The sequence below is a fragment of the Saliniramus fredricksonii genome (genome assembly GCF_900094735.1).
Lineage (GTDB): Bacteria > Pseudomonadota > Alphaproteobacteria > Rhizobiales > Beijerinckiaceae > Saliniramus > Saliniramus fredricksonii.
This window is the reverse complement of record NZ_FMBM01000001.1, coordinates 752,016-765,992: the sequence shown is the minus strand read 5'-3', so window position 1 is coordinate 765,992 and position 13,977 is coordinate 752,016. Positions and strand designations below refer to the sequence as shown.

Here is a 13,977-nt window from a genome sequence, read left to right as displayed (position 1 = left end):
CACGGCTTGAGTATCCGATGAGGTGGCATGTCGGGCCCTGAGATTTCCCCGCCCACCGCGCGCGACGTCGCGGCACGCGCCGGCGTTTCCGTGATCACCGTGTCCCGCGTCATGCGTGGCGCGCCCAACGTCTCGTCCGCATTGCGCGAGAAGGTGCGGGTAGCAGCGCGCGAACTCGGCTATCGCCCCAATCGTGTGGCCGGTGCCCTGCGGGCGCGCGAGACGGACCTCGTGGCGGTGATCGTGCCCTCCATGAGCCACAGCGTCTTTCCCGAGGTCATCGACGGGATCGACCATGGTCTCTCCGGCACGCATTTGCGCACGGTGCTCGGCATTACCCATTACGACCAGGCTCGCGAAGCCGCGATCCTGCAGGATCTGATCGCCTGGAACCCGAGCGCGGTGATCATCAGCGGGCTGGAGCATCATCCCGAAGTCCGGGCCATGCTCCATGCCGCGTCATGTCCGGTCGTCGAGGTGATGGATGTGGACGGGGATCCGATCGATCTCTGCGTCGGCACATCGCAATACGAGGCCGGGGAGCTGATGGCCGCCCATCTGGTGGAGACCGGGCGCAGGCGTATCGGCTATGTCGGTGCCTGGGGTGAGCGACCGGATCGCTCGCGCAAGCGCCGGGAGGCCTTCGCCGCAGCGCTCGCCCGGCGCGGGCTGGATCTCGCCGTGCATATCGCGGATGCGCCCTCGTCCCTGATTACTGGGCGTGCCGGCTGCGCTGCCATCCTCGCCGACCGCCCGGATCTCGATGCCATCCATTTCGCCAATGACGATCTGGCGCTCGGCGCCGTTTTTCATTGCCTGGAGAACGGCATCGCCGTACCGGATGATCTCGCGCTTGCAGGCTTTAACGGGCTTGACCTCGTCGCAATGATCAATCCCCGCCTCACGACCATCGTCAACCCGCGTTTCGAGATGGGAGCCTGCGCCGCGCGCATGCTCTGCCGCCGGCTCTTTCCCGACCGGGAGGATGATCCGAATGCCATGCCATCCGCGTTGCCCGCTGGAGACATCTGGCACCTGCCTCTGCAGCTGATGCGTGGCGCAACGACCTGAATTTCGGCGGGGATCCTGCATCCCGCTGGGGTATCATGCCGTCAGGTGGATACCGGCTGACGCAGAGAATGAGGTGACCGAACACGACCGGTAGCGCCGAAGTGACATTGTCCGCCCGGCAAGCATTTCGGGTGGCTGTTCAGGCCAGTCCGGCGCGTTCATGCGGCAGTGCTGCCGTGTGTCTCGATCTTCAGCGGCTCACCGCAATGCTTGCAATGGATCGCATCCGGTTCGTGACGATCGAGACCGCATTCGGGGCATTTGTGCTTGATTTTCGACGGCTGGAATATGGCGCGCGCCAGTTGCAGGAAGAGTGCCACGCCAACGACCATGATGAAGACTGACAGAAGCTTGCCGCCCGGCGTCGTCATGGTGATGTCACCGAAGCCCGTGGTCGTCAGCGTCGCCACGGTAAAATAAAGCGCATCAATATAACCCGTGATTCCGGCCTGTTCGTCAAAGGCGAGTACAAAAACGATCGATGTGCTTACGAAGATGAAGACGAAGAGGTTGACTGCGGCGAGGATTGCATCCTCGTGTCGTCGGAAGAACAGGCTCTCGCTCCGAAGATCCCGCAACAGATGATAGGAATGAATCAATCGCAACCCGCGCAGAACGCGCAGGAAGGCGAGATTTTCGATCAATAACGGGGTAAGGAAGAGGGACGCGATCACGATGATATCCGCCAGCGTATAGATGCGCGTCAGCTCGCGGCGCCGGTTATCGGAAGTCCAGAATCGGGCGGCGAGGTCAAGCAGGATCAGGAGCCCGAGAGCGGCATTCAACGCGGCCAGAACCTGTGTCGTGGGTAGTGCAGCAGTCGTGATGAAATAGATGATGCTCAGCGTGTCGAAGACGATCAGCCCGTAGCGAAACCGCCGGGCGCGCTGACTCGAACCGTTATAGAGTAGCCTGATCGTGTCATGCAGTTCGTTCATATGTCCAACATGCTGCCCGTCTTTGCCGGCAACCACGCTTCGCAACGCCGGCATGGCTGTAGCGAGATCGGGGCGTTTTGATCAAACCCTCCTGAATTCGACCGGTTCAGGAGGGGTTTCTGGAAGAGTTTTCCGATTTTCCCTGGTTTCAGCCCTGTCTGGCGGCGACATGCGAGACATCGCACATGCTGCGCAACGCGAGCAGTCCGAGTATGAACGGCGTGGCCGCCGTGAGGCAAGCGGTCACACCGTCCGTGCATGGGAATCGATCGTCCCGATTCTTCCGCCGATGCCGTGTCGGAGCGGGGGCGTCGAACTTCTGCATCTGCGCGAACCGGCGGCAGGCAAACCCGTCAAACGCCGTCGTAGGTCCAGCGATAGCCGGGTGGCGTCGGGCCCTTGTTGCGTCCGCCCTGGCATTGCTGTTCCCAGGCATGGGCCAGAAGTCCGACCGATCTCGACAGGCAGAAGAGCCCGCGCGCCAATGGTGGCGGGCATCCCAGTTCCGCGTGGATGACCGCAGTGGCGCCGTCGATATTCAGTGGAACGGGCTTGCCGCGTTCGGTGGCCAGACGGGCCTCGATAGCGCGGGCGATTCGTGCGAAACGTCCCGATACGTAGCCTTCGGCCGCCGCCGCGTCGACGAGTGCCAGCAGGCGTGGCGAACGGGGATCGACCGGCTTGTGAAAGCGGTGGCCGAAGCCGGGAATGAAGCGCCCATGCTCGGCGCGCCACGCATCGAGCGTCTCGCCGAGGGGATCGGCGGAAGTATCGATGCGCTCGTAGAGCATGACCGCCTGCTCCCCGGCGCCGCCATGCACGTCACCCAGCATGTTGAGCCCGGTGGCCATGGCGTTGTTGAGACCAACACCGCAGGTCGCCGCCATGCGTGCTGCGGCGATGGACGGGGCTTGCGGCCCGTGATCGACGGCTGCCACGAGGCTGGCTTCCAGCAGACGGGCACGCGGGCCGTCGATCGTTTCGCCCGTGATCATCAGCCAGATCATCTCGGCAAAACCACGATTTCCGATCAGCGCCTCGACCGGATGCCCGCGAAGCGTGATGCGACCGGGCTCCATGTCGATGATCGCGGTATGCCACCAGTCGGAAACATCGCTCATATCACGCCCTCCTGTTCGAGATCACGCAGCTCCGCCGCAGTCAGGCCGAGAGCGCCGAATACCGCCGCATTGTCCGCACCGAGCATGGGAGGGGGATCCGCGACCGCAGGGGGCTGACCATTGATCTTGAAACCGGTGCGCACCACATCGATCCCACGCCCCAATCCCGGTACATTATCGAAATGCGCCACCAGACCGCGATCGGTGACCTGCGGATGCGCCAGCGCCTCCGGTACGCCCAGCACGGCGCCTGCCGGTACGCCGATGGCGTTGAGTTCCTTTTCCCAGACCGTGGCGGGGCGGGTGGTCAGGACCGTTTCCAGTTCCGCCCGCAGACGAAGCCTGTTGGTCTTGCGGTCCTCGCGGGTTGCGAATTCGGGGCGCAAAAGCAGGTCCTCACGTTTCAGATGAAGCGCCAGCGCCTGCCATTGCTCATCCTTGTTGGCGGCGATGTTCAGCAGCCCATCGGCAGCCTGGAATGCCCCGGACGGGGCGGAGGTGACGTTTTCGTTGCCGCGCGCTGCCGGTACGACGCCGCCGATGAGATAATCCGATACGACCCAGCCCATCGTCGCCAGCGTCGCTTCCAGCATCGACACATCGATCAACCCGCCACGCGGTTCGGCCTGCAGCGCGGCGCAGATCGCCATGGCCGCCGTAAGGCCGCCGATCGTATCCGATAGCGGGTAACCGACGCGCATCGGCCCCCCGGCAGGATCGCCCGTGATCGACATCACGCCGGAAGCGCCCTGCACGATCTGGTCATAGGCCGGCCGGTCCGCCCAGGGCCCGTCCTGGCCGAAGCCGGAAATCGCGCAATAGATCAGGCGCGGGTTGTCCGCCCGCAGGGCGTCCGGACCCAGTCCCAGACGTGCCATCACGCCCGGGCGAAAGTTCTCGACCAGCACATCGGCTTCGCGCACGAGGCGGCGCAGCAGATCCGCGCCGCGCGGGTCCTTCAGGTTGAGGGTCACGGATTTCTTCCCGGCATTCTGAGCGAGGAAGCTGATGCCCATGCCGACGGCACTCAATGCGCGATCAGCGCCCAGATTGCGCGCCAGATCACCGCGCCCCGGCGCTTCGACCTTGATCACCGTGGCTCCCATATGCGCCAGCTGGTGGCACGCGAAGGGGCCCGCGAGGACGTTCGTGAGGTCGAGCACACGCACCCCGGCCAGCGGATCAGTCGCCATCGGCAATACCTTTCGCCTTCTGTCGCGCCAGGCGCGCCCTGATGCTGGGCAGCACCAGGAGCACCACCGCGAAGATGAGCAATCCGAGCGTCATCGGGCGTTCGATGATGAAATCGAAACCGCCATAGATCTGCATGGCACGCGAAAAGTTGTCCTCCATCATCTGCCCGAGAATGAAGCCGATCAGCACAGGGGCGAGGGGATAATCTGCAAAGCGCAGCACGGTCGCCATGACCCCGAATCCGACGAGCAAAAGTAATTCGGTCGCGTTGTTCTGCCCGATATACGATCCCATCATCGTGAAGAAGAGAATGAACGGAATGAGATAGTTGCGCGGTATCGCCAGGATCTTGGCGATATAGGGAATCAGGGGCAGATTGAGGATCAGCAGTACGAGATTGCCGATATACATGGAGATAATGACCGCCCAGAAGATCTGTGGCTCGTCGACCATCAGCCGCGGCCCCGGTGTGACGTTCAGGGCGATCAGGGCGCCCAGAAGAATCGCGGTCGTGCCGGAGCCCGGTATCCCCAGCGTCAGCAACGGCACGAAGGAACCCGTGCAGGCGGCGTTGTTGGCCGTCTCCGGTGCGGCGAGACCCTTGACCGAACCATGCCCGAATTTCTGCTGCTCCTCCTTGCTGGCGATGTTGCGCTCGACCGCATAGCCGAGGAACGAAGCGATCGTCGCCCCGGCACCCGGAAGCACACCGATGAAGAAACCCTGGACCGATTGCCGCCCGATGACCGGCGTGATCGATCGGGCCTCGGCGCGGCTCATCCGCAGTCCGCTGATCTTGCCGCCCTTGCTTCCTTCGCCACCCATGACGCGGGGCTTGAGAACGAGAAAGATCGCCTCGGGAAGAGCAAACAGTGCCATGGCCAGCGTGATGAAGGAAAAACCCGATTGCAGGTCCATCACGCCCATCGTGAAGCGGGGCATGTTGAACAGCGCACCTTCGCCGACCGTCGCCATCATCAACCCCAGAAGCGTCATCATGACGGCCTTGAAAACCTGTCCGGTTCCCGCGAAAGCAGCGATGGCCGACAGTCCGACGACCATCAGCGCAAAGTACTCGGCCGAATGAAACAGCAATGCCAGTGACGAGAGCATCGGCGCGAAGATCATCAGCAGGACCACGCCGATCGTCCCGCCCGCAAAACTCGCAATTGCCGCAATGGTCAGGGCCTTTCCCGCGTGACCGGCGCGCGCCATTGGATAGCCGTCGAAACTCGAGGCCACCGTCCCGGCAACGCCCGGCGCGTTGAGCAGGATCGATGATGTCGAACCACCGAAGATCGCGCCGTAATAGACCCCCGCGAGCAGGATCAGCGCGCCGGTCGGATCACCGATCGTGATCGCCACCGGGATCATGATGGCGATGATCGACATGGGCCCCAGACCGGGCAGCATGCCGATCAGGGTTCCGATCAGGCAGCCGGCGACCACAAGCAGCAGATTCGTTGGTGAGACGGCCGTTGACAGGCCGATGAGGAGCCCTTCGAGCATGATGCCCTCCTGGAGCAAATTCCGCGAAAGCGCGACGAGACAGCGCGATGAGACGGTGCGACGAAGCCGGTGAGGCAGCCCCGGCAGGTGGAGCCGCCCCTGGAGTATCATTCCGTCAGGTGGATACCGGCTGACGGAAAGAAATGATGCGTCGAACAATAACCTGGAGCGCACGGTCTGACTCCGTCAGGTCGGCATGCGCTCTAGAAGATGCGTGGCAGCGGACTGAGAAAGATCCCCAGCACCTCCTGCACGAGATACCACACGCCCCCCGTCGCCAGGGCAGCCACGGGAAGCAGGATCATGAAACGACGCTCCCCGAGAAGAGCCGCGCCGAGTGTCAGGAAAGCGAAGGTCGATAACAGAAAACCGAGTGGCCGCAGGGCGAGCGCATAGGCCACCATCAGCCCGAGAAGCACGAGTGCCTGGCCGAGCTTGTATTCGGTGAGCCGGCGATAGTTGATCTCCGGTTCCTTCGCCGTGTCGGGGGCGGCCTTCTCGAGACCCAGCAGAACCACCATGCCGCTCAAGACCCCGATCACCGCCAGGATCTTGGGAAAGGTCGATGGCCAGACCGGATTGCGCTGCATGAAGGGGGGCAGCAGGTCATCCAGAGTAAAGAATGCCGCATAGCCGTATACGAGACACAGGAGCACGAAAACGAGGGCAATCCATCGATCCAGTGCCATTTTTTCCTCCAGTCAATGCCGGCTCCCACAAGCAGACGATGTCCGCCCGAAGCATCGGGCGGACAAGCCGGGCCTGATCGTGCCTTGCGGCACTTTGCTCAGAGGAAGCCGAGCGTGCGCATCAGATCGCCGATCTGCTGCTCCTGTTCTTCGAGGAATTCACGGAAATCCTCGCCGTTATTGTGGATATTGACCCAGCCGTTGCGTGCACGGACCTCTTCCCAGGCCTCGGTGTCATACATTTCGGCCAGCACTGTCTGAAATTCCTCGAGACGCTCCTCGGGAAGGCCCGGGGCGGCGAAGAATCCGCGCCAGTTGACGAAGGTTGCATCAACACCCTGTTCCATGATGGTGGGCGCGTCCGGATAGGCGTCCACGCGTTCCTCGGCAGTCACCCCGAGAATGCGCACCTCACCGGCCTCGGCCAGATCGATCGCTTCGGAGAAGCCGGTGCTCAATGCGGCGATCTCGCCCGACAGCAAACCGGCCATGGCGTTGCCGCCGGCATCATAGGCGATGTAGTTGAACCCGGTCGGATCTTCGCCCGCAGCCTCCATGACCAGAGCCGCGACGAGATGGTCCATCCCGCCCGGAACCGAGCCGCCACCGATTGCCATGCTCGCGGGATCGTTACGATAGGCTGCGAGCAGATCGTCGAGTGTCTCGATATCGCTGTCGGTATTCACCACCAGAGCGGCATAATCGCCGATCGTCCCGGCCACCAGCGTCAGGTCACGGAAGCTCTGCGGAAAAACCCCTGTCAGGGAGCGGATCACGATCGGCGTGGAATTCACCATCATCGCGTCATGAAGGCTCTCGGCATTGTCGATCATGTAACGGATCGCGACACCGCCACCGCCACCGGACATGTTCTCGTAGGTCGCCTGGCCGATCAGCCCTGATTCGGTGAGCGCCTCACCGGTACCGCGTGCGGTACCGTCCCAGCCGCCACCAGCGCCGCCGGGAACGATGAAGTGAATGCTGTCGAGTACCTGGTGTTCGTCGGCCTGAACCGCTCCGGCGAAAGCCACGGTGGACGCGGCTGCCGCCAGCACGAAACGGCGTGTCATCATCTTGATGCTCATGTTATCCTCCCATGCGTCAGGGTGGTTGTCTCCACCCACTTGCTCCATCTTGCATCCCAGGCTGACATCGGCCTGACACGAGACGGCGCGACCGGCGACGGCGCGCCACCACGGACCGGTGGATTCAGCGAGGGCAGATGCGGTTTCTTCTGATCGAGGACAATCCGGAACTGGCTGAGTCGGTCGTCAAGCGCATGGGCCTTGACGGCCATGTCATCGACCATGCCGCCTCCCTCGATGCCGCGCGAACCTGCCTGCAATGCGCCGAATACGATCTCATCCTGCTCGACGTCATGCTTCCCGATGGTGACGGACGCGACTTTCTCGCAGGGCACCGGATCGATCGCACCACACCCGTGATCGTGCTGACGGCGCGCTCGCAGGTTTCGGACAGGGTGAGCACGCTGGATCTCGGCGCGGATGACTACATCACCAAACCCTTTGATTTTTCCGAACTCGAAGCGCGCATCCGCGCCGTTCTGCGCCGTCGCGGCGGTGCGGCCGACAACCGGATCACCCTGGGCGACGTCACCCTCGATCTGCTTGCGGGAACTTTGCATGTCGCCGATCACGCGCTCACGCTTCGCAACCGTGAGCTTCGCCTGCTGGAGGTTCTGATGCGCAATGCCGGCCAGATACTCTCCAAGGCACAATTGCTCGATCGGCTGTTCAGCTTCGACGCGGACATCACCGAGAACGCGATCGAGGTGTATGTGGCGCGCTTGCGGCGGCGCCTGGAAGGGGGAACACCGCGCATAGAAACGGTTCGCGGACTGGGTTACAGGATGACGCTGCCATGAGCGCAACGGTGCGCACCCGCGGCTCGATCAGCCGGCGGCTGACGCTTCAACTCGCAGTGATCGCCGCTTTCCTCGCGTTGCTTTCATGGGGCATGGTGCGCAGCTTCTCGCAACAGGCCGCCGAACAGACACAAGACAACATTCTCGCCGCCTCCGCGACCGCGATCGCCGAGGAATTGCGCAGCGAAGCAGGCCGGATCCGGCTCGAAATCCCGTATGCCGCGTTCTCGATGCTCGGCGCGATCAACGAGGAGCGCGTGTTCTATCGTGTGCTCAGCGATGGCGAAACGCTGACCGGTTATGACGATCTGCCGGTGGAACAGGGCGCGCGCATCAATGGCGGTGTGGCGTTCGATACGCTGTCCTATCGCGGTGACGATGTGCGCGTGGCGATGGTCCAGCGCACGGTTTTCGCGTCGGAGCGGGCGGTGCGCGTGATCGTTGCCGTGGCGCAGACACGCAACGCGGTAGATGCGATTTCGGCGCGTATCTCACGTGCGGCGGCGCTTGTTTCCCTGGCGTTTTTCGTGCTTGCGGCGGTGTTGAGTTTCTGGGCCGCCAGGGTCTCGCTGCAGCCCCTGACGGCGATAACGCAAATCGTGTCGCGGCGCGGCGCATCGGACCTGAAACCGTTCGAGACGACCGCACCGCAGGAGATTGCCCCCTTGCTGACGGCGCTCAACCGCTTCATGGAGCGACTGTCCTCCTCTCTCGATCGATCCGAGGACTTCATCGCCGAGGCCGCACATCGGGTTCGCACGCCCTTGACCACGGTGCGCACGCAAGCGGAAATCGCGCTGCACTCCGTGACCAGGAGCGAGAACAAGGAGATTCTGCGTCGCGTGATTCGGGCCGTGGATGAAAGTTCACGCTCGGCCGGACAGTTGCTCGACCACGCCATGGTGAGCTTCCGCACAGACAAGTTGACGCACAGCGACGTCGATCTGGCGGAACTGCTCGGGGACGTCATCAATACGCTGCGCCCGACTGCCGACATGAAGGATATCCGGATCCGCACCGAACTGCCATCGCTGTGGATAAAGGGGGATGCGATCCTCCTGCAGAATGCGCTACACAATGTTCTCGATAACGCCATCAAGTATTCCCCGGCAGAGAGCACGATCACCATCACATTGGAGAACCGTGGCGCACAGGCCGGAATTCGCGTCTGCGACCAGGGCCGCGGCGTCGACGGCGCCGACATCGCCACCTTGACCCAGCGCTTCAGGCGCGGTGGGAATGTCGGCAACGTCGTCGGATCGGGGCTGGGCCTGACGATTGCCAACGAAGTGGTGCACGCGCATGGTGGGCGTCTCGAAATGACAGGCGCGCAGGATGGACCCGGGATATGCGTCACACTTCTCTTGTCATTGCGCTGAGCGCGGCCCTGCTCGCATTGGCGACGCTCGCGCAGGCCCTTGAAGTGGAAGAGCGCGGCTTTTTTCCGGCCAGGGTCGACGATGGCTCGCAATTGCGCCTGATCGGCACCGCAGAATTGCGCGTTTTTGCGCCATTGATCGAGAGTTTCCAGGAAATCCATCCGGATATTGCGATAGACTACACGACGGCGAGCAGCGCCGAGATCTTCCGCGCGCTGATCAGGGAGCAGGGGCCGTTCGATCTGGCCATCTCGAGCGCCATGGATCTTCAGCTCAAACTCGCCAATGACGGGTTTGCCCATGGTTACAGCTCGGAGGAGACCGCGCGCCTGCCTTCATGGGCCCGATGGCGCGATCAGGTTTTCGGCTTCACCAGTGAGCCAGCCGTCGTGGTGATTTCGCCGCAACATTTCGAGGGGCTCGCGCTGCCCCGATCACGCCACGAACTGGTGGCGCTGCTGCGCGAGCATCCCGAGCGCTTCTCTGGCGCAGTCGGCACATACGATGTGCGCGAAAGCGGTCTGGGCTATCTCTTTGCCACACAGGAAGCGCGCAATTCCGATACGTTCTGGCGTCTCGCCGAAGTGTTCGGACGGCTGGATGTCAGGCTCTATTGCTGTTCTGGTCAAATGATCGATGACATTGCGAACGGCGAACTGGCAATGGCCTACAATGTTCTGGGCAGCTATGCCGAACAGCATGTCGATCCCGATTCGGACCTGCAAATCATCCGGCTGGGGGATTATCGCAACGTCATGCTGCGCACCGTCCTGATCCCGACGACGGCGCGCGACCCGGTCCAAGCCGGTCTGTTCCTCGACCACCTGCTGCGCTCCGGCAATGCCGAGAATTTCACCGGACCGCGGATCTTGCCTCCGTTGCGCGATCCCGCGATGCGCGACACATCCGATTTCGGCCCGATCAGACTGGGGCCTGCCTTGCTGGTCTATCTTGACGCGCTCAATCGTGAAGCGTTCCTCGAAACCTGGAGCAATTCGGTCGAGCAGCCTTGATGCGCCGCCGGAACCTGCGAGCGCCAAAACTGGCATACAGGATTCTGACGAAAGCGGGTACAGTTTCGCGTGACTAAAAGGCGATTGAGGGCCCATGAGACCGCGCGGCGATTCAGTCGCCCGGATGGCCCTCCCAATAACGCGTGGGTATCGCGTAATAAGGTGTGTCGGTTCATGCCGCCATGCCCCGTATCAACCGCGTGTGAGCCGACCGATCATCGGGTAACCGATCTGCGCACGGAGGGGCCATCAGGCAAGCAAAACCACGCGACGTCCTGTGCATGCAAACTGCGCCCGCAATTGCCAACCGGTCAGCCTTCAAAGTGCAAGCGCTGATCATAACGGCAGCGTCAGGGTGCCTTACGGATCGCTTTCGTCGAAACCTCGAAATCAAGGCGCTCGGGATCATGCTTCCGCCCGGCGGCCCAGCGTCCCATTGAGCCACGCCGAGCTTCCAGCCATAAGTTTAAAGAATAACATATACTCCGAGTCGTTGGGAAGCCGAATTTGGGGTTGACGCGCATCTGCGAAGCGACTCAGCTGGTATGGTGATCTGCCGTGGCTTCCTTTCCACGTCAGAACGCCGTGAACTTGAGGCCTGCCTCCGCAGCCAACGCGAGGACCATGGCATTGCTCGGCGGGCGAATGCGATCCTGCTGCTGGGTGATGGAAAGTCCTGCCAAGAGATCGCCGAATTTTTGTATCTTGACGAAGACACCATTCGGATCTGGGACAAGGCCTATCAACGTGCCGGCTGGGATGCGCTCTCGGTAGATGCCTGGCAGGGCGGCCAATCTGGCATGACACCCCCTTCGTCGAACCGACGACGGTCGACGGGATCAGTGCGGCGCAGCTTCTGAGCAAGATCGAGGCCCGCAACCCCGACAAATGCCTGATCCACGTGACCTGGGACAACGCACGCTACCACAAGGGTCCGGATGTCAGGCAGTTCCTGTCACGACCCGGGTGTCGCATTCACCTGATCCAGCTTCCACCATATTGCCCGCATCGAAACCCGATAGAGCGGCTATGGGCGGTCATGCACCAGCACGTGATGCATAATCGTCATTACCCAACGCAGAAACAGTTCGCAGATGCCATCCTCGCATTCCTGCACGAAACCATTCCAAATGAATGCCACAACTTCCGCGACAAGGTATCAAACAACCTCTGCCTTATAACACGCCAGAATTTTCGGGTTTTGGCAGGGTAGGAGTATAATAAACTTTCGAATCCCACTCTCAGGCAGGTCTTCTTTCAACAGGTGGCACTGTAGCCGTCTGATCCGATAACTTGGGGGCTTGTTCCGGTAGCAAGGCAAACAGGCCGGAACGGGCCATCACCTCGTCACCATCCAAGACGGCGCGTTCAAGTGCCGCGATATCGCGCATGAGGACTTCCGGATCGGCAAGCAAGGGCGAGGCGACAAAGACTCCGTCAACCCCCGAAGGTTCGGGGTGCTCCGTCGGGTCAAACAGTTCCTCGAAGAGTTTCTCTCCCGGTCGTAGTCCGGTGAAAGCGAGCTTGATATCGTGATCGGGACGTAATCCGGCGAGCACGATCATGGATCGCGCGAGATCGACGATCCGTACAGGCTTGCCCATGTCCAGAACCATGATACGACCCCGGGCGCGCCGCTGTTCGATCCCGGTTGCCGCCGCCTGCAAAACCAGTTGGGTGGCTTCCGGAATGGTCATGAAATAGCGCTTCATCTCGGGATGGGTCACCGTCACCGGGCCCCCTGCGAGAATCTGACGTCGGAACAGCGGTACGACCGAACCCGTCGAACCGAGAACATTGCCGAACCGCACGGTGATGAACCGGGTGTTAGAACCGGCGACATCAAGTGACTGACAATAGAGCTCAGCTACCCGTTTCGATGCACCCATCGTGCTTGTGGGACGGATCGCCTTGTCGGTCGAAATCAGCACGAATGCTTCGACACCGGCTTTGACTGCTGCATCCGCGAGATTGCGCGTGCCGAAAACATTGGTCGCTACGCCATCGCAAACATTGATCTCTATCAGCGGAACATGCTTGCGAGCCGCAGCGTGAAATATCACCGACGGCCTCTCACGCGTTATCAAAGTGTGCATCTGACCGTTGTTCCGTACATCGCCGAGCACGGCTGTGTGCAACAGTTCCGGAAAGTCGCGAGAGATCTCGTGATTAATCTCGTATAGCGCGTATTCGGAGAGGTCCACGAGAATGAGTTGACGGGGACCATAACGCGCCACCTGCCTGACGATCTCGGAACCGATACTGCCGCCGGCGCCTGTGATCAGAATGACGCGATCACGGATGAGAGCGGCAATATTGTCCATCTCAAGGTTGATGCTTGGACGTCTCAGCAGATCTTCTAGGGTCAGTTCGGCAAGATCAGGCTCCATCCCTGTCAAAGGCTTTGATGCAACCCGACGCAAAGGTAGCTGTAAATCCGTCGCCGTTTGCAGCAGGGTGGACCAGTCCCCAGAGAAACTGGGTGATGCCAGAACGAGCGCATTTATGGTGGTGCCGGCTCGACTGAGTCGCGGGACGATCTCGGCGAGTTCGGAAACTGCGCCGAGAACCGGGATTCCTCTGACACTACGTCCGTTTTTTCCAGACTTTATATCAATGATACCATGAACGTGGTGGCGAGAATTCTCGAGACCGTATCCGCGAATGACCTGATCGGCTTCACTGACGGTTCCGACGATCAGAATTTCCTCGCGCGGACGGTCCGCGAGATCGCCTGCACGCAATCCCGTCAAGCCGCCGTCCTTGAAGGCGCGGTATGCCAGCCGGGGCGCGCCGATCAGCACGATCATTACGAACCACGTGATCGGCAATGCGGTGCGTGGGAATCCTTCCAGGCGTGTGACGCTGAACAGAAGCGGCATAAAGACGATGACGGAGGCTGTCGCCGCAAGGACGATGGTCCGCAGATCAGTAATCGATGCAAAGCGCCACATGCCCCGACCAAGACCAAGGCACTGAAAAATAACCAGACACGTGATAGCGAAGAGAGTCAGCCACAGTCCGAGTTGATCAATCCGCCAGACATCATTTCCATAGCGAGCAATTAATGCGATCATGAGTGATGCCACGGCCATAACGACATCATGGCCGGATGCCAGCATGGTTTTCCAGGAGAGGGAAATTTTTCCCCCGAGCATGCGCATTCCCGCCAATCCCT

General features: G+C 61.4%; 13 protein-coding genes. 6 read left to right on the top strand and 7 right to left on the bottom strand.

The window, feature by feature from the left end; all coding sequences use genetic code 11:
* The first annotated feature begins 27 nt into the window (after window positions 1-27).
* A complete protein-coding gene (locus GA0071312_RS03530) occupies window positions 28-1,071 on the top strand; it encodes a LacI family DNA-binding transcriptional regulator (RefSeq protein ID WP_074443628.1) in 1,044 nt (347 codons plus the stop codon).
* Window positions 1,072-1,229: 158 nt separating this feature from the next.
* On the opposite strand, the gene GA0071312_RS03525 is transcribed toward GA0071312_RS03530, so the two are convergent.
* The 6 genes from GA0071312_RS03525 to GA0071312_RS03500 all read right to left on the bottom strand — a co-directional run bounded on the left by GA0071312_RS03525 (window position 1,230) and on the right by GA0071312_RS03500 (window position 7,607).
* Window positions 1,230-2,009: an ion channel gene (locus GA0071312_RS03525; RefSeq protein WP_074443627.1), complete on the bottom strand. Its 780-nt coding sequence runs from the start codon at window positions 2,007-2,009 to the stop codon at window positions 1,230-1,232.
* 353 nt (window positions 2,010-2,362) lie between these two features.
* Entirely contained in the window at window positions 2,363-3,130 is a 768-nt protein-coding gene (locus GA0071312_RS03520) for a citryl-CoA lyase (RefSeq protein ID WP_074443626.1), read from the bottom strand.
* Entirely contained in the window at window positions 3,127-4,323 is a 1,197-nt protein-coding gene (locus GA0071312_RS03515; protein WP_074443625.1) for a CaiB/BaiF CoA transferase family protein, read from the bottom strand. Before GA0071312_RS03515 ends, GA0071312_RS03520 begins: the two co-directional genes overlap by 4 nt.
* Entirely contained in the window at window positions 4,313-5,833 is a 1,521-nt protein-coding gene (locus GA0071312_RS03510) for a tripartite tricarboxylate transporter permease (protein ID WP_074444182.1), read from the bottom strand. Before GA0071312_RS03510 ends, GA0071312_RS03515 begins: the two co-directional genes overlap by 11 nt.
* Window positions 5,834-6,036: 203 nt before the next feature.
* Window positions 6,037-6,522, bottom strand: a complete 486-nt coding sequence (locus GA0071312_RS03505) for a tripartite tricarboxylate transporter TctB family protein (RefSeq protein WP_074443624.1) — start codon at window positions 6,520-6,522, stop codon at window positions 6,037-6,039.
* A 98-nt stretch (window positions 6,523-6,620) separates the two neighbouring features.
* Window positions 6,621-7,607: a tripartite tricarboxylate transporter substrate binding protein gene (locus GA0071312_RS03500; RefSeq protein WP_238947079.1), complete on the bottom strand. Its 987-nt coding sequence runs from the start codon at window positions 7,605-7,607 to the stop codon at window positions 6,621-6,623.
* 137 nt (window positions 7,608-7,744) lie between these two features.
* Between GA0071312_RS03500 and GA0071312_RS03495 the strand changes: the two genes are divergently transcribed.
* The 5 genes from GA0071312_RS03495 to GA0071312_RS20545 all read left to right on the top strand — a co-directional run bounded on the left by GA0071312_RS03495 (window position 7,745) and on the right by GA0071312_RS20545 (window position 12,012).
* Entirely contained in the window at window positions 7,745-8,407 is a 663-nt protein-coding gene (locus GA0071312_RS03495; protein ID WP_074443623.1) for a response regulator, read from the top strand.
* A gap of 8 nt (window positions 8,408-8,415) precedes the next feature.
* A complete protein-coding gene (locus GA0071312_RS03490; RefSeq protein WP_238947078.1) occupies window positions 8,416-9,786 on the top strand; it encodes a sensor histidine kinase in 1,371 nt (456 codons plus the stop codon).
* Window positions 9,756-10,799: an ABC transporter substrate-binding protein gene (locus tag GA0071312_RS03485; RefSeq protein ID WP_074443621.1), complete on the top strand. Its 1,044-nt coding sequence runs from the start codon at window positions 9,756-9,758 to the stop codon at window positions 10,797-10,799. The genes GA0071312_RS03490 and GA0071312_RS03485 overlap by 31 nt, the downstream gene beginning before the upstream one ends.
* 545 nt (window positions 10,800-11,344) lie before the next feature.
* Complete coding sequence (locus tag GA0071312_RS20550; protein ID WP_420819948.1) at window positions 11,345-11,659, top strand: helix-turn-helix domain-containing protein; 315 nt, start codon at window positions 11,345-11,347, stop codon at window positions 11,657-11,659.
* Entirely contained in the window at window positions 11,554-12,012 is a 459-nt protein-coding gene (locus GA0071312_RS20545) for a transposase (RefSeq protein WP_420819957.1), read from the top strand. Before GA0071312_RS20550 ends, GA0071312_RS20545 begins: the two co-directional genes overlap by 106 nt.
* A 28-nt stretch (window positions 12,013-12,040) precedes the next feature.
* On the opposite strand, the gene GA0071312_RS03475 is transcribed toward GA0071312_RS20545, so the two are convergent.
* Window positions 12,041-13,963, bottom strand: coding sequence for a polysaccharide biosynthesis protein (locus GA0071312_RS03475; RefSeq protein ID WP_074443620.1), 1,923 nt, complete (start codon window positions 13,961-13,963; stop codon window positions 12,041-12,043).
* Window positions 13,964-13,977 lie beyond the last annotated feature (14 nt).